Origin of the sequence: Kribbella shirazensis (genome assembly GCF_011761605.1) — a bacterium.
Taxonomy (GTDB): Bacteria; Actinomycetota; Actinomycetes; order Propionibacteriales; family Kribbellaceae; genus Kribbella; species Kribbella shirazensis.
Genome location: NZ_JAASRO010000001.1, coordinates 1,427,653 through 1,447,036, shown reverse-complemented (window position 1 = coordinate 1,447,036; position 19,384 = coordinate 1,427,653). Strand labels below are relative to the sequence as shown.

At 67.6% G+C, this 19,384-nt stretch carries 20 protein-coding genes; 9 read left to right on the top strand and 11 right to left on the bottom strand.

The window, feature by feature from the left end:
* Positions 1-513: 513 nt before the first annotated feature.
* Positions 514-1,602 carry an IS630 family transposase gene (locus BJY22_RS07150; RefSeq protein WP_167204589.1) on the bottom strand — a complete coding sequence of 363 codons (1,089 nt, stop codon included), beginning with the start codon at positions 1,600-1,602 and terminating at the stop codon, positions 514-516.
* Between the two features lie 242 nt (positions 1,603-1,844).
* Between BJY22_RS07150 and BJY22_RS07145 the strand changes: the two genes are divergently transcribed.
* The 4 genes from BJY22_RS07145 (at position 1,845) to BJY22_RS07130 (ending at position 3,933) form a co-directional block, all read left to right on the top strand.
* Positions 1,845-2,426 carry a helix-turn-helix domain-containing protein gene (locus BJY22_RS07145; RefSeq protein ID WP_167204587.1) on the top strand — a complete coding sequence of 194 codons (582 nt, stop codon included), beginning with the start codon at positions 1,845-1,847 and terminating at the stop codon, positions 2,424-2,426.
* Positions 2,423-2,728, top strand: coding sequence for a DUF6036 family nucleotidyltransferase (locus tag BJY22_RS07140; RefSeq protein ID WP_167204585.1), 306 nt, complete (start codon positions 2,423-2,425; stop codon positions 2,726-2,728). The genes BJY22_RS07145 and BJY22_RS07140 overlap by 4 nt, the downstream gene beginning before the upstream one ends.
* Positions 2,709-3,065, top strand: a complete 357-nt coding sequence (locus tag BJY22_RS07135; protein ID WP_167204584.1) for a hypothetical protein — start codon at positions 2,709-2,711, stop codon at positions 3,063-3,065. The genes BJY22_RS07140 and BJY22_RS07135 overlap by 20 nt, the downstream gene beginning before the upstream one ends.
* A 238-nt stretch (positions 3,066-3,303) precedes the next feature.
* Positions 3,304-3,933: a glyoxalase superfamily protein gene (locus tag BJY22_RS07130; RefSeq protein WP_167204582.1), complete on the top strand. Its 630-nt coding sequence runs from the start codon at positions 3,304-3,306 to the stop codon at positions 3,931-3,933.
* A 174-nt stretch (positions 3,934-4,107) separates the two neighbouring features.
* Here BJY22_RS07130 and BJY22_RS07125 read toward each other — a convergent pair whose 3' ends face one another.
* From BJY22_RS07125 to pdhA, 6 genes are all read right to left on the bottom strand, one after another.
* Entirely contained in the window at positions 4,108-4,581 is a 474-nt protein-coding gene (locus BJY22_RS07125) for a hypothetical protein (protein ID WP_167204580.1), read from the bottom strand.
* 188 nt (positions 4,582-4,769) lie between these two features.
* Positions 4,770-5,600 (bottom strand): EamA family transporter, encoded by an 831-nt coding sequence (locus BJY22_RS41450; RefSeq protein ID WP_202891021.1) that lies wholly within the window; start codon positions 5,598-5,600, stop codon positions 4,770-4,772.
* Positions 5,601-5,631: 31 nt separating this feature from the next.
* Positions 5,632-6,615 (bottom strand): phosphotransferase enzyme family protein, encoded by a 984-nt coding sequence (locus BJY22_RS07115; protein WP_167204578.1) that lies wholly within the window; start codon positions 6,613-6,615, stop codon positions 5,632-5,634.
* Between the two features lie 103 nt (positions 6,616-6,718).
* Positions 6,719-8,152 carry a dihydrolipoamide acetyltransferase family protein gene (locus BJY22_RS07110; RefSeq protein WP_167204576.1) on the bottom strand — a complete coding sequence of 478 codons (1,434 nt, stop codon included), beginning with the start codon at positions 8,150-8,152 and terminating at the stop codon, positions 6,719-6,721.
* Positions 8,152-9,129 carry an alpha-ketoacid dehydrogenase subunit beta gene (locus BJY22_RS07105; RefSeq protein ID WP_167204574.1) on the bottom strand — a complete coding sequence of 326 codons (978 nt, stop codon included), beginning with the start codon at positions 9,127-9,129 and terminating at the stop codon, positions 8,152-8,154. Before BJY22_RS07105 ends, BJY22_RS07110 begins: the two co-directional genes overlap by 1 nt.
* Before the next feature lie 3 nt (positions 9,130-9,132).
* Entirely contained in the window at positions 9,133-10,308 is a 1,176-nt protein-coding gene (gene pdhA / locus BJY22_RS07100) for a pyruvate dehydrogenase (acetyl-transferring) E1 component subunit alpha (protein WP_167204572.1), read from the bottom strand.
* Between the two features lie 456 nt (positions 10,309-10,764).
* Here pdhA and BJY22_RS07095 point away from each other — a divergent pair, with 456 nt between their 5' ends.
* The 4 genes from BJY22_RS07095 (at position 10,765) to BJY22_RS07080 (ending at position 14,115) form a co-directional block, all read left to right on the top strand.
* On the top strand, positions 10,765-11,718 hold the full coding sequence (locus BJY22_RS07095; RefSeq protein WP_167204570.1) for an EamA family transporter: 954 nt from the start codon (positions 10,765-10,767) through the stop codon (positions 11,716-11,718).
* A 500-nt stretch (positions 11,719-12,218) separates the two neighbouring features.
* Complete coding sequence (locus BJY22_RS07090) at positions 12,219-12,809, top strand: hypothetical protein (protein WP_167204568.1); 591 nt, start codon at positions 12,219-12,221, stop codon at positions 12,807-12,809.
* Positions 12,810-12,948: 139 nt separating this feature from the next.
* A complete protein-coding gene (locus BJY22_RS07085) occupies positions 12,949-13,383 on the top strand; it encodes a hypothetical protein (RefSeq protein WP_167204566.1) in 435 nt (144 codons plus the stop codon).
* 3 nt (positions 13,384-13,386) lie between these two features.
* Positions 13,387-14,115: a PIN domain-containing protein gene (locus BJY22_RS07080; RefSeq protein WP_167204564.1), complete on the top strand. Its 729-nt coding sequence runs from the start codon at positions 13,387-13,389 to the stop codon at positions 14,113-14,115.
* Between the two features lie 13 nt (positions 14,116-14,128).
* Here BJY22_RS07080 and BJY22_RS07075 read toward each other — a convergent pair whose 3' ends face one another.
* Both BJY22_RS07075 and hisC read right to left on the bottom strand, forming a co-directional pair.
* Entirely contained in the window at positions 14,129-14,839 is a 711-nt protein-coding gene (locus BJY22_RS07075; RefSeq protein ID WP_167204562.1) for an SDR family NAD(P)-dependent oxidoreductase, read from the bottom strand.
* Positions 14,840-14,864: 25 nt separating this feature from the next.
* On the bottom strand, positions 14,865-15,944 hold the full coding sequence (hisC, locus tag BJY22_RS07070) for a histidinol-phosphate transaminase (protein WP_167204560.1): 1,080 nt from the start codon (positions 15,942-15,944) through the stop codon (positions 14,865-14,867).
* Between the two features lie 258 nt (positions 15,945-16,202).
* Here hisC and BJY22_RS07065 point away from each other — a divergent pair, with 258 nt between their 5' ends.
* Positions 16,203-17,075 (top strand): dimethylarginine dimethylaminohydrolase family protein, encoded by an 873-nt coding sequence (locus tag BJY22_RS07065; RefSeq protein WP_167204558.1) that lies wholly within the window; start codon positions 16,203-16,205, stop codon positions 17,073-17,075.
* A 3-nt stretch (positions 17,076-17,078) separates the two neighbouring features.
* On the opposite strand, the gene BJY22_RS07060 is transcribed toward BJY22_RS07065, so the two are convergent.
* Entirely contained in the window at positions 17,079-17,696 is a 618-nt protein-coding gene (locus BJY22_RS07060; protein WP_167204556.1) for a peptidase associated/transthyretin-like domain-containing protein, read from the bottom strand.
* Between the two features lie 19 nt (positions 17,697-17,715).
* Positions 17,716-19,353 (bottom strand): phage tail tip lysozyme, encoded by a 1,638-nt coding sequence (locus tag BJY22_RS07055; RefSeq protein ID WP_337758327.1) that lies wholly within the window; start codon positions 19,351-19,353, stop codon positions 17,716-17,718.
* Positions 19,354-19,384: the final 31 nt, after the last annotated feature.

The following is a 19,384-nucleotide window of genomic DNA, read 5'->3' as shown; positions in this document are numbered from 1 at the left end:
ATCCGTCGCTGAAGTCGATGCGGGCGGTGCCACGTGATGCGGCTCGTACGCCTGGCGCGATGGTGACGTGCCCGGCCCCCCACGCAGCCTTCTGCTCGATCGTGTCGAAGCCGAGCCCTGGTGTCCGGGACGAGTACAGGAAGACCCCTTCCGGAGGCTTCGGAATCCCCGCCGCCCGGACGGCTTGTGCAACGGCCCGCGCCCGGCTGAGAAACGCCGGAGTCACAGGACCTTCCGGAATTTGCGACTTGACGGCATCACGAGGCACGGTCGGCCGCGTGGCTGGCGTCGCGCTGCTAGCCCCGGAGGCCGGCGCTACTTCGTTCCCACACGCCGCCAACGTCAGGACCGCCAGGACAACCGCCGGAACCAAGTACCTGCAACACCTCGAACGGCTGATGCGCACCATACTTAATAGACGCTCCAGCCCGACAAACCGTTGGGTCCCCGAGTCTTGCGCTCACCCCGGCAAAATCAGTTATCCGCGCCGAACCGACTCACGCTAGTGCCTCATCAAGCAACGTTGGGTAGGTAATCCGGTCGGCGGATCTTGGAGTCGATGGCGAAGCGTGTCTTGGCTTGCGCTCGCTTGTTCTTCCAGCGGATGTAGCCGGCGATCGCGTTCTCCTGTGCGGTGTGGCTGGGGTAGTCGCTGCCGTCGAGGGTGAAGTACCGCAGGGCGGTGAACTCGCACTCGATCCAGTTCAGCCAGGACGCGTTGCTCGGCGTGAACACCAACTCGATCTGGTTGTCTGCGCACCAGGTGGCGACCTCGGTCTTCTTGTGCGGTGAGAAGTTGTCGCACACGACGTACAGCCTGCCGGCCGGGAACCGGGCGCGGAGTTGCTTGAGGAAGCCGAGGAACTCGGTGAAGCGTTTGCGGTCGCGGAACCGGTAGAACATCTGCCCGGTGGCCAGATCCAGCGCGGCGAACATGTGCCGGATTCCGCCGGTGCGGTTGAAGGTGGCCCGCAATCGAGCCGGGCGTCCGATGGGAAACCAGCCCCTGCCCGGGCGCGGCTGCAGGTTCAGCGGACCGAACTCGTCAACACAGATCACCCGGCCGTCGGCTGGCGGATGGTCGTACAGGTCCAGGACGCGGGCCATCTTTTGGGTGAAGTCCGGGTCCTTGCTGGCCTTCCAGGTCTTGGTCGCCTGCCACCTGACGCCTGCCGCGCGAAGGATCTGGCGAACCGACTCGGTGCTGATCCGGATGCTCTTGTGCTCAGCCAGGTACTCGACCAGCTTCGACAGGCTCCACGTGGTGAACGGGCGCGCCAGTTGCTGCGGTGGGGTCTTGGCGATCCGGCAGACCGTTTCACGAACCGGGGGACCGAACCTCGCCGGCCGGCCCCCGCTCCATTTTGGGTCCAGCGCCGCGAACCCCTGCTCGTTGAACGCGTGGATCACCTCCCGCGCATACTGCGGCTTCATCGCGAACATCTCCGCCGCATCTGCCGCACTCCTGCCCTGCGCCGACGCCAGAACGACCCCGGCCCGACGCAACCGGACCCGATCCTTCGTGGTTCGCGTGATCTTCACCAGACGCTGCGCTTCCTCCGGTTCGAGCTGGCGCACGAACACCTCAGGCTGTCGAGCCATGACCACCTCCGGCAGCCAGCCTTCAGACCAACCAGCGGACCGGTCAACCCGACACGGTTACAACCCCAACGTTTCTTGGAGAGGCACTAGACACCACGGTCTATGCGTAGCAGACCGACGGTTCGGGCCGTCGAATGAGGCCTTGATCAAGCCTCTCCGATGGCGATGGGACGGCTTGGCGTTGGCTCTACGAGAACTACGAGCCTATTATCTGATTAGATAACGGGGCTAGGAGCGTCAAGGTGGACAAAGATAGTCAGACGGTCATTGACCAGCTCACCCGTGCAGTCACCGAGAGCGGGCTGTCTCAGGCTGCCTTCGCCACTGCGCTCGGTACCTCGCCTTCCCGCTTCTCCACCTACCGTTCCGGCAAGACCAAGCCGACAGCACAGTTCTTCCTACGCGCTCGACGGATTTCTCATGCCCTTCACGCAGCGCGTGAGTACAGGATCATGACTGCCCCTGCCACGGCAACGGCTGTTCGCGAGGCGAGTGACACAGATTGGGCGTGGCGGATGTTGCTTCAGGGGCGCGACCACCTGCGTTTGCTCCTGCAGCGTCGCGACGGTTCCGAAGCTGCCTGGGAGGCCGCGCCGGGCACGACGGGCCATGCGGGTTTCGATGTGCTGCTCGCCGTGCTGACGGCGCACGAGTTCGAGGCGGCCGGCGAGGATCCACCCGAGTGGACCAGGGTAGAGGCTCTCCCGGATCCCTGGGTTCCCGAGCATCCGTTCCTGGAGCGCGACGAGATCATCGAGCAAACCCCCGACTACTTGGCACAAGCCAACATCTTCGTTCCTGCGCGTGACCTGGTGACCGCGTGAGCAACTCACGCCACGAATTCCAAGCTGGCGAGATCGTCGATCTGCTTTCGGAGCTCGACCAACGACTGCAGGCGCGCGGCATCTCCGCATCGATCTTCGTCGTCGGAGGAGCGGCGATCGCCGTCACATCGAACGACAATCCCCGGCGTACCGAAGACATCGACGCAATTACACGCGACGAGACCGTGGTCGAGGAAGCTCGTGCGATGGCAAGCCAACGCAAACTCCCCGAAGACTGGTTGAACACCAGCGCCAGCTCCTGGATGCCGCCGTTGCCGGAAGATGCGTTGGCGACACCGTGACGAGCCCGGTCTGCACGTCACGTACGCCACCGACGAGTTCCTGCTGGCTACCAAGCTGGTTGCCCAGCGGCGCAAGGACGCCGCCGACATCGTCCTACTCGCCGAACGACTCCAGATGAAGAACCCCTCGGCAGCCGAGCTCGAGCAGGTGATCCACCGCCACTACACCGACAAGGATTCGCTCGAGCTCATTCTCGACGGCGATGACATCGATCGGGAGATACATTTCCTGGCCGTCAGGGCCGAGCGACTCCTGGAAAAGCATCGCTCCGACCCGACCGACGCAACACGAACCCGCCGCCGTATGGATCGCTCGACCTTCCACGAAAGAAGCTAGCCAACTGCCCGCCGTACTCCTGGGCGCAAGTCCCACGACGGCTCCCACCCCAACAGGAAGGCACTACCGCACCCTGCTCAAACGACAAGATCGAGCCTCGCGCTTTTCACGAAGCACGCCCGAGTCGCTGTGGTAATCTCGACTTCGCAGGCGCGGGTTCAAACCCGGTCGTAGGGCGCAGCGGCATATCCAGCCGAAAGGGCAAGGCCCACCTACTTCAAGACCGAAGAGGAGCGCCATGCCCAAGCTCGAAACGTACAAGAAACAGGCGAAACTGCTCGTTCGCTGGCACCGCGACGGGAACTTCTCGGTTGGCGGTCGCATCCGACAGCTCGAGCGCTATCGCACGTTGTCCGACCGCGAAGCACTCGCGCTGAAGTTTCCCCTCACCGAAGCCCAAGAGATCATCGCCCTCGAAGCGGGCTGCGCCAGCTGGGCCGAACTCAAGGCGAGTACGGAAGCGGCTCCGCCCATCAGTCAGCAGCCGGAGACTCAGGACGCGGCTGTCGCGAGCGCCAAACCGGTGCTGTACGTCGCCGACGTCGATGCCTCTGCCACGTTCTATCGGGACCAGCTCGGCTTCCGGATCGACTTCTTGCACGGCAACCCGCCGTTCTACGGATCGGTGTCGCGCGACGGCGCGACCTTGCACCTGAAGCTCGTAGACGAGCCGGTGTTCGCGCCCGGTGCCGCGGAACGTCAGGAACTCATCATGGCGTTCGTCGATACCCCGAACGTGCGCGAGCTTTACACGGAATATCTGGCCGCTGACGCCGAGATCGTGCAGAAGCTGACCAAACAAGCGTGGGGCGGCACCGACTTCATCGTGCGCGACCCGGACGGCAACGCGATCGCGTTCGTCGGCTGAGACCCGCCGCGGCGGAGGCGTCACCGGTTGCGGTCAACCATGACCTCAAGCACCCAACCGTTCAGGAACTAACGACACGCTCGAATCAATCTCGGCCGGGTGTGGTTTGGCGCGATGGTTGGCTCGCCGCGCGACAGGCGCTGTGTACCAGGCCTCTGGGCGCGCGGTTCGTGGCTAATTGACTCGGGGCTTCAGCGCGAGCAGCTCGTCCAAGTGCTCGTTGGGAAAGTCGTGTGCGGCCCAGCGACGTTTGTACTCCTCTGTCCCCATGTCGTCGCGGACGGCGCGCGCACCGTCCGCGACGGCCATGCAGAAGGTCATTGGATCGCACGACGCTGCGAGGAGTTGACTGCCGTGTTCGTCTGCTTGGGAGCTCCAGGGCCCGTCGTCGAACCAGAGCACGCGGACAGACAGCGATTCTCCGAGGCGAGTCAGGATCCAGCGGAATTCACCTGGCTCCTCTGCCCAGGCGAATCGCACTTCCGCAGCGCCCCGAGCCAACGCCAATGCGCCGCGTACGAGGTCGCCGAGCGCGTCGTCGAGATACGACGCGGTCAGCTCGACAGACGTGGGCCCGACCTGGAGCCTGCCCTCACCCCAGCCCTTCCCCCGGACCCGGTATTCGAACTGGACGTCCGCAGGGAGCAAACTGTGTCATGCGGCAGCCGACTTCGGCCACGCAGATTCTGACGTAGCAGGGCGCCGTTGCAGACAGAAACGGTCAGTTCCGCGGGTGGGAGCGGTGCGGAGGACGGCGACGGACGAGCCGCCTGTAGCACCGCGGGGCGACCACAGTCACCACGCAGTACCTCCAGTCCGCTTCTTCCGTAGTACCTCTAGCCTGCGGTGATCAGGACGATGCCGGCTACTACGACGGTTGCGGCGGCGGCTCGTTTGGGGCCGAAGCGTTCGTTGAAGAAGATCGCGCCGATGATGGCGCCGAAGATGATGCTGGTTTCGCGGAGGGCGGCGATGGTGGCCAGGGTGCCGCGGGTCTGGGCCCAGAGGACGAGGCCGTACGCCGCCATCGAGACGACGCCGCCACCTAGGCCGGACAGAATGGAGGCACGGGGCAGATCGAAGGCACGCCGGCCGCGCCACCACAGGACGGCCACGGGGAACGCGAACCCTTGCAGCATGAAGACCCAGCCCATGTAGGTTGCCACCGGCATCTTGTGTACGGCGAGCCCGTCGACGACCGTGTACGACGCGATCATCAACCCGGTCCCGATCGCGGCGAACAACGCGGGCACCTGACCGCGGCCGGGCCGTCCGATGAAGACGAGTGCGATCAGCCCGGCCGAGACGAGCAGTACGCCGGCCAGCTCGAGTACGGCCAGGTGCTGGTGCAGTACGGCGATCGACACCACGGCGACGACCCACGGCGACGTACCGCGGGCCAACGGGTACATCTGGCTGAACTGCCCCAGCTGGTACGACGCCAGCAGCCCACCGAGATACGCGAGATGCAGCAGCGCCGACGCGATGATGTACCACCACGTGCCCGCCGGCGGCAGCCCCATCACCAGTACGGCGACGAGTCCGATCACCCCCGCCGCGAGCTCCATCAACGCCAGCCCGGCGACTCGGTCCGGCGCCCCGTGCGCCATCGCGTTCCACGTCGCATGCAGAACCGCCGCCCCCAGCACCACCAGGATCACCGCCACCGCAATACCCTCTCACCAGCAGTCCAGGTGCTCAGCTGGGCACGTACATCGTCAGGTTCCGCCAGGACTCCCTGCTGTCCTCGGAATCGGCGTGCGGTTGTCGGAACAGCTGGACGTACGTCGCGATCTCGGCCAGCGACCACCAGACCTCGAACAGCTCTAATGCCGCAGGACGTGGGCTGACCGGACCGGCCTCCGCTTGGTACGCCGGCATGACGTCGATCGGCCCGCCTAGGACCGCGGCCAGGTCGCGTTCGCGCGGCGCGAGCTGCACAGTGTCCCAGTCGATCAGGCGCATGCGGCCGTCGGTGGTGCGGAGGACGTTGGCGCTGTGCGGCTCTCCATGGGTCACCACCCAGGGGTCATCCGACGCCTCGATCTCGCGAACCAGCGCATCGTAGTGTGCGAGCCTGCCGTGGAGGTGATGAATCGCGCCGGCCAGGCGCAGTCGGGTGGGCTCGGCGTACGGACCGGAGGACCACGGCCGGTCGAGATCCCCGAGTGCGGCCAGCAGCGCTTCCCGGCCCGGCACGGCGAAATCCCAGCGCCGCAAGGGTTTCGGGGGTGTCGCCGCGTGCAGTCTGCCGAGGATCCCGGCGATCTGCGCCCGCTCCGCCGGATCGTCCCACGCGCCGTCCGGGGTGCTCCATCCTTGCAGGTAAGGCAGAACCACCAACAGCCAACCGGGCAGCACTTCGCGGACGAGCCGGCCGGTGCGGTCGGGCAACGGCGCGACGACGAACTTGTAGCCGCTGTCGGCCAGTTCCTTCGTCGTGAGTGCGGCCGCCTCGATGGCGCGTTGCACCTGCTCAGCGGTCGAACCGAGCCAGTTGCCCCGCGGGTCGAGCCGGTCTGCGGTGACGAACCAGCGCGGGCCGTCGGCTGCGGAGGCAATCCAGTGGTGGCTGCCGAATCCCACGGGCGCGTAGGACATCTCGGTAGCGCGGAAACCCCAATGCTCGCCGAGGGTTTCGGTCACCAGGTCGCACGAGATCTCGGCGGGTTCGTCCCTCATGCCAGCGACCCTAGCCGCAGGACTGAGCGCAGTTCAGCTTGTTTTGCTCGGGGAGACAGCAGAAGGCCCGGGCGGGTGGCCCGGGCCTTCCGTCGTACTGCGGTCAGAACATCAGGGCTCGTGCCGGGTCCTCGAGGATGCTCGCCACGTCGGCGAGGAAGATGGAGCCCTTCTCGCCGTCGATCAGGCGGTGGTCGAAGGACAGCGCGAGCGTGGTGATCCAGCGCGGGACGATCTCGTCGTCCACCACCCACGGCTGCTTGCGGACCGCGCCGAACGCGAGGATCGCGGCCTCGCCCGGGTTGATGATCGGCGTACCGGCGTCGACGCCGAACACGCCGACGTTGGTGATCGTGAACGATCCGCCCGCCTGGTCGGCCGGCTGGGTCTTGCCCTCGCGGGCGGTGGCGACCAGGTCGTTGAGCGCCTTGCACAGGTCGGGCAGGGTGAGCGAGTCGGCGCCCTTGATGTTCGGGACGATCAGTCCGCGCGGGGTGGCCGCGGCGATGCCGAGGTTCACCGCGCCCTTGTACACGATCTCCTGGGCCTGCTCGTCCCAGGCCGCGTTGACGATCGGCGTACGGCGAGCCGCCAGCGTGACCGCCTTCGCGACGATCAGCAGCGGCGAGACCCGCAGATCCTTGAACGCCCTGTCGCTCTTCAGCCGCTCGACCAGCTCCATCGTGGCGCTGACGTCGACGGTGATCCACTCGGTCACATGCGGCGCGGTGAACGCACTGGCCACCATCGCCTGTGCCATCACCTTCTGCACGCCCTTCACCGGCACGCGCGTGTCCTCACGCCCGCTGACGATCGGAGCAGGTTCGTACGCCGGGACGCCCGCAGCCGGTGCAGCCGCACCCGACACGTCCGCACCTGCGGGAGCTGCCGAGTACGCCTCGACGTCCGCCCGGGTGATCACTCCACCCGGCCCGGTCGGTGCGACCGCAGCCAGGTCGACCCCGAGGTCCTTGGCCAGCTTCCGCACCGGCGGCTTCGCCAGCACATGCACAACTCCGTTGCCCCCAGCAACCGGCGCCGGGGCGGGAAGCTCAGCTGGAGCGACAGGTGCCGCGGGTGCAGGAGCCTGGATCGCCGGGGCAACCGGTGCGGGTGTCGCTGGAATCGCACCGCCCGCAGCCGGAGCCGATCCGGCGGGGGCTGCGGGTTTGCGCTGGCGGCGTTTGGCCTCGGTGGTCTTGGGGCCGTAGCCGACGAGGACCGCCGTACGGCCGCTGCCGGATTCCTCCGGCTCGGGGATCGACGGGACCATGTCGTCGGCGAGTGGTTCGTCGCCGGCGGTCTGTACGGAGATGATCGGCGTACCGACCGGGACCGTCTCGCCCTCCGGCACCAGCAGCTCGGTGATCACGCCCGCGAACGGGACCGGCAGCTCGACCAGCGACTTCGCGGTCTCGATCTCGACGATGGTGTCGTTCAGCTTGACGGTGTCGCCGGGCTTGACCTTCCAGCTGACGATTTCGGCCTCGACGAGACCCTCACCGACGTCGGGGAGGCGGAATTGCTGGATGCCCATCAGTACCCCATCACCCGGTCGACGCCGTCCAGCACGCGGTCGAGGTCCGGCAGGTAGTCGTCCTCCATCCGCGACGGCGGGTACGGCGTGTCGTACCCGGTCACCCGGAGTACCGGAGCCTCGAGGTGGTAGAAGCACTCCTCGGTCACCCGCGCCGCGATCTCCGAGCCCGGACCGAACGAGTACGGCGCCTCGTGCACGACGACCGCGCGCCGGGTCTTGCGCACGGAGGCGAAGATCGTCGCCAGGTCGAACGGCGCGATCGTCCGCAGATCGATGACCTCGAGGTTGCGGCCGTCCTCGACCGCGGCCTCGGCCGCCTGCAGACAGGTCTTCACCATCGGGCCGTAACAGAGCAGCGTCGCGTCGGTGCCCTCGCGGAGCACCTTCGCCTGATGCAGCGGCAGCGACGGCGGCACGGACTCGTCCAGCTCGGCCTTCTCGTGGTACCGGCGCTTCGGCTCGAAGAACACGATCGGGTCGTCGGACTCGATCGCCTGCTGGATCATCCAGTACGCGTCGACCGGATCGCCGCAGGAGATCACCTTCAGCCCCGGCACGTGCGCGAACAGCGTCTCCGGTGACTCGGAGTGGTGCTCGACCGCGCCGATGCCGCCGCCGTACGGGATCCGGATGACGACCGGCATCCGGATCTTGCCCATCGACCGGTAGTGCATCTTGGCGACCTGGTTGATGATCTGGTCGTACGCCGGGAACACGAACCCGTCGAACTGGATCTCACACACTGGGCGGTACCCGCGCAGCGCGAGCCCGACCGCGGTGCCGATGATCCCGGACTCGGCCAGCGGCGTGTCGATCACCCGGTCCTCGCCGAAGTCCTTCTGCAGCCCCTCGGTCACCCGGAACACACCGCCGAGCTTGCCGATGTCCTCGCCCATGACGACGACCTTCGGGTCCTTCTCCATCGCGACCCGCAGACCGGCGTTGATGGCCTTGCCGAGAGTGATCTTGGTCATCGCTCAGCCCTCGCCCTCTGAATCGGCACTGAACGAAGCGGCGTATACAGCGAACTGCTCCCGCTGCTCGGCCAGTTGCGGCGTCTCCTCGACGTACACGTGCTGGAAGAAGTCGGTCAGCTCCGGCTCCGGCAGCGCCAGGCAGCCGGCCCGCAGCTCGGCGGCGACCTTGTCCGCCTCGGCGTCGACCTCGTCGAAGTAGTCGTGGTCGAGCCCGGCGTGCCGGGTCAGGTACGCGTGCACGCGGGCGATCGGGTCCTTGAGCTTCCAGTGCTCGAGGTCCTCGCTCAGCCGGTACTTCGTCGGGTCGTCGGAGGTGGTGTGCGCGCCCATCCGGTACGTGTACGCCTCGATCAGCGTCGGGCCGCTGCCCTCGCGGGCGCGCCGCAGGGCCTGCTGCGTGACGGCGTACGTCGCGAGGACGTCGTTGCCGTCGACGCGAACGCCCGGGAAGCCGAAGCCGGCGGCGCGCTGGTACAGCGGGATCCGGGTCTGCCGGTCGATCGGCTCCGAGATCGCCCACTGGTTGTTCTGGCAGAAGAACACCACCGGCGCGTTGAACACCGAGGCCCAGATGAACGCCTCGTTCACGTCGCCCTGGCTGCTGGCGCCGTCACCGAAGTACGCGATCGTCGCCTCGCCGTTGTCGGCGTCCCCGATCGCGTGGTCGCGCTGCTGGCCCATCGCGTACCCGGTCGCGTGCAGCGTCTGGGCGCCGATCACGATCGTGTACAGGTGGAAGTTGTTGTCCTTCGGGTCCCACGCGCCCTGGTCGACGCCGCGGAACAGGCCGAGCAGGTTCAGCGGGTTGACCCCCTGGCACCACGCGACGCCGTGCTCGCGGTACGTCGGGAACACCATGTCCCGCTTGTTCAGGGCACGGCCGGAGCCGATCTGCGCGGCCTCCTGACCGAGCAGCGACGCCCAGAGACCGAGCTCACCCTGGCGCTGCAGGGCGGTCGCCTCGGAGTCGATCCGGCGGACCAGGACCATGTCCCGGTAGAAACCCTTGACCGCCTCGTCGTCCAGGTCGAACGTGAAGTCCGGATGCTCGACGCGCTCGCCTTCGGGCGTCAGGAGCTGGACGAACTCGACCTCCTCGGAGGCCTGGGGCGGACTGACCGGCGCCTTGTGCGGCGCGAACACTTCCGGGGCAGGGCCCGGCACCGACTCACTCACATGCACTCCTCGGGTTCGAGCGCGGGATCGCCGCGACCGCAACGTTGCACGGGGGCCGGCCCCTTCAGCCGGGTGAGGCTTCGCAGGCAGGTCCGCGTGATTCCAGGGTTGATGCACTGTTGGCAGTGGACCTCCTCACTGGTCTCACTCCCATCTTGCCGGACACCGTACCGACCAGGTGCCTGATCCGCTAACTGTCTGGACTCCGGTGGGTACGGCGGTACCGAAATCGGTCCTGCGCTGAGACACCAGTCCAGGAACTGGTCCTATCGCCACGCTCATATTACAGAGATCTGGTATCTGAACGGAGAGTGTCACAACTTGGTGTCGACGGCCGGCGGATTGGCGGGAAACCGCTGCCTGGTGGCCGGATATCACCTTGCGCGCCCGCGCGCGGGAGCCGTAGCGTAAGTATCGTTCTTGCAAGACACCCCTGACACTTCGAGGAGTTCCGCGATGGCGCCGCGCACTGGTGACACCGTCGCTCCAGCCGGTGTGGCCGAGCCGGGTTCCCGGACACCCTCCGGCGCGATGATCTGGACCGCGCTCGCGGTCGTGTACGTCGTCTGGGGTTCGACGTACCTGGCGATCCGGGTCGTGGTGGAGGCCGAGATCCCGCCGATGCTCGGGATGGCCACCCGCTTCCTCACCGCGGCGGTCCTGATGGCCGCCGGCCTGGCGCTCAAGTCGGGCTGGCGGCGCCTGCGGATCACCCGCCAGGAGGCGATCGGCGCGGCCACGGTCGGCGTCCTGCTCCTTGCCTTCGGCAACGGCGCGGTCGCGATCGCCGAGCAGACCGTGCCGTCCGGGCTGGCCGCCCTGCTGGTCGCCGCGATCCCGCTGTGGCTGATGCTGCTGCGCGTCGGCGGCGGCGAGCGGCCGCGAGCGATGACGTGGGTCGGCGTACTGATCGGGTTCGGCGGAGCGGCGCTGCTCGCGTTGTCAGGTGGCAACACGAGCGCGAAACCGCTGTCGGTCGCGATCCTGGTCGTCGGCACGATCTGCTGGGCGACCGGTTCGCGGTACGCCCCGCGGCTCGGGTTGCCCCGGGATCCGCTGGTCACAGCGCTCTACGAGATGGTCTTCGGCGGCACGGCGATGGTGCTGATCGGCGTACTGCGGGGTGAGCCGGGGCGCGTGCACCTGGACCAGATTCACGGGACGGGATGGATCGCGCTGGCGTACCTGGTGGTGTTCGGGTCGCTGCTCGCGTACACGGCGTACTCGTATCTGCTCGCCAACGCGCCGATCTCGCTGGTGGGGACGTACGCGTACGTGAACCCGGCGGTCGCGGTGTTCCTCGGCTGGCTGATCCTGAGCGAGGTCCTGACCTGGCAGATCCTGCTCGGCGGCGCGGTGATCATCGTCGGTGTCGCGCTCGTCGTCACCTCCGAGCGCCGGCGGACGTAGCCCGTTCGGCCGGCGGACGCGGCCAGTACGAAAGGAAAGACCCGGGCCCTTGCGGACCCGGGTCTCCCACCGCTGCCGATGCGCGCGGCAGCGGGTCTGGCTGCCGGTCGCACCCTGCCCCGAAAAAACACGGCGCGAAACTCCGGCAATGGTTCCAAATTGTTCCGACGAATCGTGCTATTGCCAATTCGGCAGCCACCGAGCCCACCGAAACAATCCTCGGATTCACCGGGCATCCGTCACCCGCGCTGACTCAACGACGTACTCCCGGTGCGGTTACGGGTCCTTCTGTCTCAACTTCCGCTCGCTCTCCCGACCGTGTCGTTACCGACAAGTTGCCTGGTCAGCACGGGATTCGTTGCCTCGTCAGGCAACTCATCACCGGTCGGCTATGCACGCAGGCGGAACCGAATAGTTGACGAAAAAGTTTGTAACCGGCCGTGCCAGGTGTCGTTACCAGTAAGACGAATCCGTCAAAACCCGAAAGGAAACCTGGCATAATGCAGGTAACTCGCAAGATCGTCGCCGCTGCAGCGGTGGCGACTGTCGCCACCCTCGGTCTGGCCACCGTCGTGAGCGCCAACGTTCTCGACGACGCGCAGCAGAAGGCTCAGGGCACCGGCCTGGCCGACAAGGTCTCGGCTGTCAGCCAGGGCTACGGCGACGCGCACTGGGCGTGGGTCAAGAAGGACGGCGCCCTGGTTGCCATCGACGACAACAACGTCGGTCCGTTCCAGGCTTGCCACAACTTCGGCTCCGCGACCGGCATCGGCGGCAACGTGCCGGCCAACGACGTCGTCGGCATCGTGGGCTGGGGCAACGACGGCAACAGCGTGACCGCCGTCAAGACCTGCGAGCAGGACAACGAGCAGAACAACCGCAAGTGGGTCAAGGCTGACAAGAACGGCCTGGTCTCGGTGAGCAACAACAACGTCGGTCCGTGGCAGGCCTGCCACAACGAGATCTCGGGCACCGGCATCGGCGGCAACGTCCCGCTGACGAACCTGTCCGGCATCCTGGGCCTGGACAACGACGGCAACTCCGTCGACACGCTCAAGACCTGCGAGCAGGACTCCGAGCAGAACAACTGACCCTCCCTGGTCAGTGATGCAGGACCCGAAAGAGTCACCTCGGTGGGGTGACTGATTCGGAGCAACACCGCGGCGCCGGGAGCAAGCCTCACTCCTCCCGGCGCCGCTTCTTGCGCCTACGGGCACCTAGGCTTGGCGCATGGATGTCCTGCCGAGCCAGTCCGAAGTGTTCCTGGTGGAAGAGCATGAGCGGACGCTGGTGCCGGACGGGCCCGCACTCGTCGCGCCGGGCGGGGAACGCCGGGACATCCCGCCGAAGGTGTTCGAGGCGATGCGGTTCGTCGAGGCGGCGATGCGGCAGGGTTTCGCGGTTCAGGTGACCGCCCTGCGGCACGAGCTCCCGATCGACGAGGCCGCCGGCGCGATCGGCCTGAGCGCGGCCGACCTCCGCGCCTACGCCGCCGAGGGAGCACTGCCGTTCCGGAATTCGGAGTACGTCGACTGGGTCCGCCTGACCGACGTACTCGCACTGGACGAGCGGATCCGCACACAGCGCCGCCAAGCCCTGGACGAAATGCTCAGCGAGTCGGTCTACGACGATGACGACGACCCCTCGACCGGACGCGAGGGCTGACCGATGCCGGAGCCACGGCGCCAGGCGTTCCTGGACGCAAACGTCCTGCGCGGCAATCTGCAGACGGACGTCCTGCTCAGCCTGGCCGACAACGACGCCTTCGCGCCGCGCTGGTCGGCGCAGGTCCTCGACGAGGTGCACCGGAACCGGCCGGACGGCCTGTCCGCCGGCAAGATGCAGCGACGCCTGGACCAGATGAATCGGGCGTTCCCCCGCGCGATGGTGTCCGGCTACGAGCATCTCGAGCCGCAGATGCAGGCCGACGAGAAGGACAAGCACGTGCTGGCCGCGGCGGTCCACTCCGAGTCGACGGTGCTGGTGACGGAGAACGTCAAGGACTTCCACCCGCCGACCACCGGTCCGCACGCGATGCCGGTGCAGAAGCTCTCGCCGTTCCTGAGCCAGGTCGTCGACGACAACCCGCAGCGCGCTGTGGCCGCGATGCGGCAGATGATCTCGCGCACCGACAGGGAACCGAACACCATGCCGGCGCTGATCGACAAGCTGGCCGCCCAGCAGGACCTTCGCGGGTTCGCGCAGAAGCTCAACTCGGTGGTTCCGGCGGAAGAACGTGGGAGTCACCCGACGCTCGAGCAGGGGAAGTCTGCTCAGTCGGTGGCGTTCGACGGAGTGGCCTCGGCGGCCGGCGCGGCTCAGAAGCCGGAGAGTACGCCGACCGCCAGCAAGCACGGTGCGCAGGAGCAGAGCAAGTCCAACGAGAACAAGCTCTGAGCGCAACCCCGGCTCAGCGGTTGCGGAGGTCTGTGCACGTGCCGTTGGGGAGGTCCTCGGTGAGGAGCGACCAGATGCCGGTGGCGGCGGACTCCGGAGTGCTGAGGGTGCCGGTGCGTTTGAGGTCGTGGAAGCGGGCGACGGACGGGAAGTCGGTTTCGTCGGTGGCGCGGATCTCGGACTGCATGGCGGTGTCGACGACCCCGGGCGCCACGGCGATGATCCGGCAGCCGTCGGCGGGTTGTTCCTGGCCGACGGTGCGGACCCAGTGTTCTACGGCTGCTTTGCCGGCGTTGTACGACGACCAGCCGGAGTACGCCGTCTTCGCGGCGCCCGAGGACAGCATGATCAGGTGGCGCTCGCAGGTGAGCTGTGCGGTCGCCCGGAGGAACGCGGCGCCGAGGACCTGCGGCGCGGCGGAGTTCAGCAGCACGGCGCGGTTGTAGGCGTCCGGGTCGGCGCCGGCCGCGGGGCCGATGGGCGTGATCGTGCCGGCGTTGTGGATGAACACGACCCGCTCACCGTCGTACGTCGACAACGCGTCGGTGAAGTGCGCCGCGACGCGGGACCAGTCGGCCGGATCCGCCAGATCCGCCTCGAAGTGTTCCGTCGTACCGCCGCGACGCGAGATGTCGATGACCCGGGCGTCCGGGAACGGCACCGCCGCTGCCAGCGCGGCACCGATCCCGGCCGACGCCCCGGAGATCCAGACGAGCGTGCTCACCGGCCGGACACTCCTGCGGAAGCGCTCACTGGCGCCACGCTCGCGCGACCCCGAGGAACAGGTCGTTGGCCTCACGTTCGCCGATGGTGACGCGGACGCCTTCGCCCGGGAACGGGCGGACGGACACACCTTCGGCCTGTACGGCCTCGGCGAACTTCATCGTGTCGTCGCCGAGGCCGAGCCAGACGAAGTTGGTTTCCGTCTCCGGGACGTCCCAGCCGGCCGCCCGCAGCGCGTCGAACACCCGCTGGCGCTCCTCGACCAGGGCGTCGACACGTTCGAGGAGCTCGTCCTCGGCGGCGAGGGACGCGATCGCGGCCACTTGGGCGACGTGGCTGACCCCGAACGGGAGCGCGCACTTGCGGATCGCGGCGACCACCGGCGGGTGCCCGACCGCGTACCCGACCCGGAACCCGGCCAGACCGTACGCCTTGGAGAAGGTCCGCAGGACCAGCACGTTCTGGCGATCGCGGTACAGCTCGACCCCGTCCGCCACGTCGGTCTCGCGGACGAACTCGCGGTACGCCTCGTCCACCACGACCAGCACGTTCGACGGTACGGCGTCCAGGAACGCGAGCAGCTCGTCGCGGCGTACCACCGGGCCGGTCGGGTTGTTCGGCGTACAGACCAGCACGACCTTGGTGCGGTCGGTGATCGCCGCCTCCATCGCCTTGAAGTCGTGGCGCGCGTCGGCGGTCAGCGGCACCTGGACCGACGTCGCACCGGTCAACTGGACCGCGATCGGGTACGCCTCGAACGAGCGCCAGGCGTAGACGACCTCGTCACCGTCCGCGACGGTGGCCTGCAGCAAGTGGTAGAGCAGCGCGACCGATCCGGTCCCGACGGCGAGGTCGCTCACGGGTACGCCGAACCGCGCCGACAGGGCCTCGAGCAGGTCGACCGCGCCCATGTCCGGGTAGCGGTTCATCTGCGCGGCGGCCTCGGTCGCGGCGGCGAGAACGCCCGGGAGCGGCGGGTACGGGTTCTCGTTGCTGGACAGCTTGTACGTCGGCCGGCCGTCGGTGCGCGCCGGCGGACGACCGGGCTTGTAAGCCGGCACGTCGTCCAGGCAGGCGCGAAAGCGAACCTCGTTGTCAGGGGTCATGCCCGCAGGTTAATCCTTACCGCACCCCGGAACCACCCTCCCCAGAGCGACCCGGGCATGGGGCCTCCCGGTCTGGACCGAGGAGCGAAGCGACGAGGGAAGACCGGGAGGCAGAGCCCCGTGCCCCGCCGCGCCGGAGGCGCGGCCATTGATACAGCGCACAGCGTTTGACTCCGGGATGACCGAGCCTCAAACTGACTGATTGTCGGACAATCAGGGGATCTGGCAATAGGAGCCAGCGTCGTCAGGAGGGTGTTCATGGGGCAGCCGCTGGAGTGGGGTCGTCGGTATCTGATGGTCCGGCCGGACCACTTCCGGATCGACTACGTGATCAACCCGTACATGTCGACGCAGGACCAGCCGGACCCGGCGCTGACGCTCAAGCAGTGGGAGTCGCTGCGGCAGGCGATCGTGGACGCGGGCGGTCAGGTCGAGGTACTGGCGCAGCGCGCCGACTCCCCCGACATGGTGTACGCGATGAATCTCGGACTGGCCGCCGCGGACGGTCGCGCGATGCTCTCGCACATGCGGTTCGATCCCCGCCGGAAGGAGTCGCTGAGCGCGGCGGAGTGGTTCGCCGGGCACGGATTCCGGCTGGACCGGATCGGCGGCGAAGGGGTCGGGCCGCACTTCGAGTCCGGGGACGCGTTCGTGTTCGGGGACAGCCTGGTCGTCGGGTACGGACCGCGGACCGAGGCGGACGCGCTCAAGCACCTGGCCACCGGGTGGAACCTCCGTGTCCGCGGGCTGCGGATCGCGCACGAGGGGATGTACCACCTCGACCTGCCGTTCTGCCCGGTGGACAGCACGCACGCGATGGTCTATCCGCCGGCGTTCGACGCGGCGAGTCAGGCGGAGCTGTCCGGGATCGTGCCGGACCCGATCGTGCTCACCGACGAGGAGGCGTTCGCGTTCACCGCGAACTCGATCGTGGTCGGCGAGACGATCATCATGCCGGCCTGTTCGCCGCGGCTGCGGGAGGTCTTCGAGGGTCTCGGGCTGCGGGTCGTCGTGCTCGACCTGTCCGAGTTCCACAAGGGCGGCGGTTCGGCCCGCTGCCTCACCAACCCGCTCGACTTCCCGCTGGCACCGATCACCGTCCCCGGCGGCGAACTCCTTCTCCCCGCCTGACCGCTACTTGCCGGTGGTCCAGATGATGTCGAGGGTGGCGGGGTCCCAGCCGTAGCCCTTGATCCAGCGCAGGGCTTCCTTCTTGCCGTCGGTACCGAAGACCTCGATGACGATCGAGATCGCCACCGGGTTCTTCGGATCGGTCTTCGACTTGGTGTACGTCGCCTTGAAGCCGGGCCCGATGTACGGGAGCTGGCTGAGGATCGGGTACTTGATCTTCAGCCGGGCCTGGGTCTCCGAGAAGTTCCGGCCGGCCTCGGCCTCCAACTCCTGCTCCTGCTCGGGGTTGTTCTTGCTCCACTCCCGGCCTTCGGCACTGTTGGCGTACAGGTACATCTTGTAGCTGAGCGGGTCGCTGCCCGAGGTGAAGGTCTTGGTGTAGCTCTCGAAGCCGCGCCGCGAACCCACGAGGGTGTGCTGGCCTGCCTTGATCTTGACCTCGCCGTTCGCCGGGATCTCGTGGCCGTCGAGGGTCAGGGTCAGGTCGTTCGGGATCGACTTCACGGTCAGCGTCGTCTCCGATCCGCCACCGCGGAACAGCACGACGCCGCCGATCACGATCAGGACGACCGCCAGCACGACGACGCCGATCGTGAAGGGCCGCCGGTTCTCGTCCAGCATCCGATGCTCCTGTCCTTGCTCAGCTCGCCGGGGTCGGCGCGTTCTTCAGCCGGTAGACCGTGAACTGCCCGCCGACCGAGTACAGGTGGGTCGCCTCGGGAACATGCTGCCCCAGAGAGCCGGAGGCCGAGTCGTACCCGCCGCCTTCCTTGCCCCACGGTCCGACGTACAGGTAGGTGTGGCCGGGCCCGTTGAGGATGTCCCCCGGCTTCATGCCGCCCGGCGGCGTCCCGTGCCAGTAGTCGTACTTCCCGGAACTCTCCAGGTACGTCCTCTGAACGCTGGTCCCCACCTTCGGGTAGTCCGGGTCGGCGCCGCTCATCCGCATCACGGTCGCCACGAAGCGGCCGCAGTCGCTGTACGGCGTCTGGCCGCTCGAGCCGTCGTTGTACTCCTCCATCGCCGCGACGAACTCGGGCTTGGCCGCGTCGGCGCCGATGCCGTCGTGAGAGTCGTCGGGCCAGGCCAGGTTCTTCGCGACCGCGGCGATGTTGCCGCTGCCGGCGCCGCACCCACCGCCCGTGCTCGCGGCCGGGTCCGCTGACCCGTCGTCAACCGGGACCGACCCGCCGAACGTCTCCAGGACGTGCCGCGCGTTCGCCTTGCGGTCGGCGTACGTCGGACTGTTCGGGTTCTCGTGTCCCGCGAACCGCTCGAACTTGTGGCCGAACTCGTACGCGGCCTCGTCGACCGTCGTGGCCGACTTGATCGCGTTCCCCGCGGCCAGCTCCGGGAGCGGTCCCGTGCCGTTGAGCTGCTTGACCAGGAAGTCCAACTGGAAGGCCAGCGACGCGATCATCTCGTCCTGCGCACCGTCGTCGCGGGACGGTTCGATCATCTTCCCGGCCGGCGTCCACTGCACGATGCCCCAGCCGAGAGGGGAGTCGACCACCTGCTCCGGCATGCTGACGGTGCCGGGGGGCGTGTTCTGCAGCCGGGCCGGCTCCACGCCGGACTCGGCGATCATGTTGCCGACGATGCCGGCCGCCTGCTCCTTGGTGTACCCGTTCTGGACGAAGAAGTTGAACGCCTTCTGCTGGTTGTTGGCGCCGGACAGGTTGCCGTCGATGCAGCTACAGCCGCCGCCCGCGGGGGTTTGGACGACGAACGGGTCCTCTTCCGGCGCCGGCGCGATCTCCCAGTCGCCGTTGTTCTCCTTGTCGACCCACATCTCCCAGTGCAGATGCGCGCCGGCGATTCCGATCGGGGCGCCGTTGGGGTCGGTGCCCTCATTGCGGGTACCGGTGGTGCCGATCTGCTCGCCGCGCTTGACCTCGGCACCGTTGCTGACAGTGATGGTCGCCATGGGCAGGTAGCGCGTCTCGACCTGCTCGCGGCGGATCCGGATCTCGCCGTCGGAGGCCTTCACGACCTTGCCGTCGTGGGACGCGTAGACCTTGCTGCCCTCGTCGACGTCGAAGTCGTAACCCTGGTGAAGGTAGGTCCACTCGCCGTCGATCTGCTTCCGGTCGGTGGGGTAGGCGAACAGGCTCTCTTCCTCGGACGCCCGCGCGCACTGTGCCGCGGCCGACCCCATGCCGGCGAACACGGTCAGCAGCATGAGCAGCACGATGCCCAACGACAGGGACATCACCAGCACGATCCCGGCGAAGGCCCGCAGTAGCCTGCTGGCGTCCACGTTCTGCTCCTCGCTCACTCGAGTGGGCTCCCCGCGCCGGTCCGCGGGA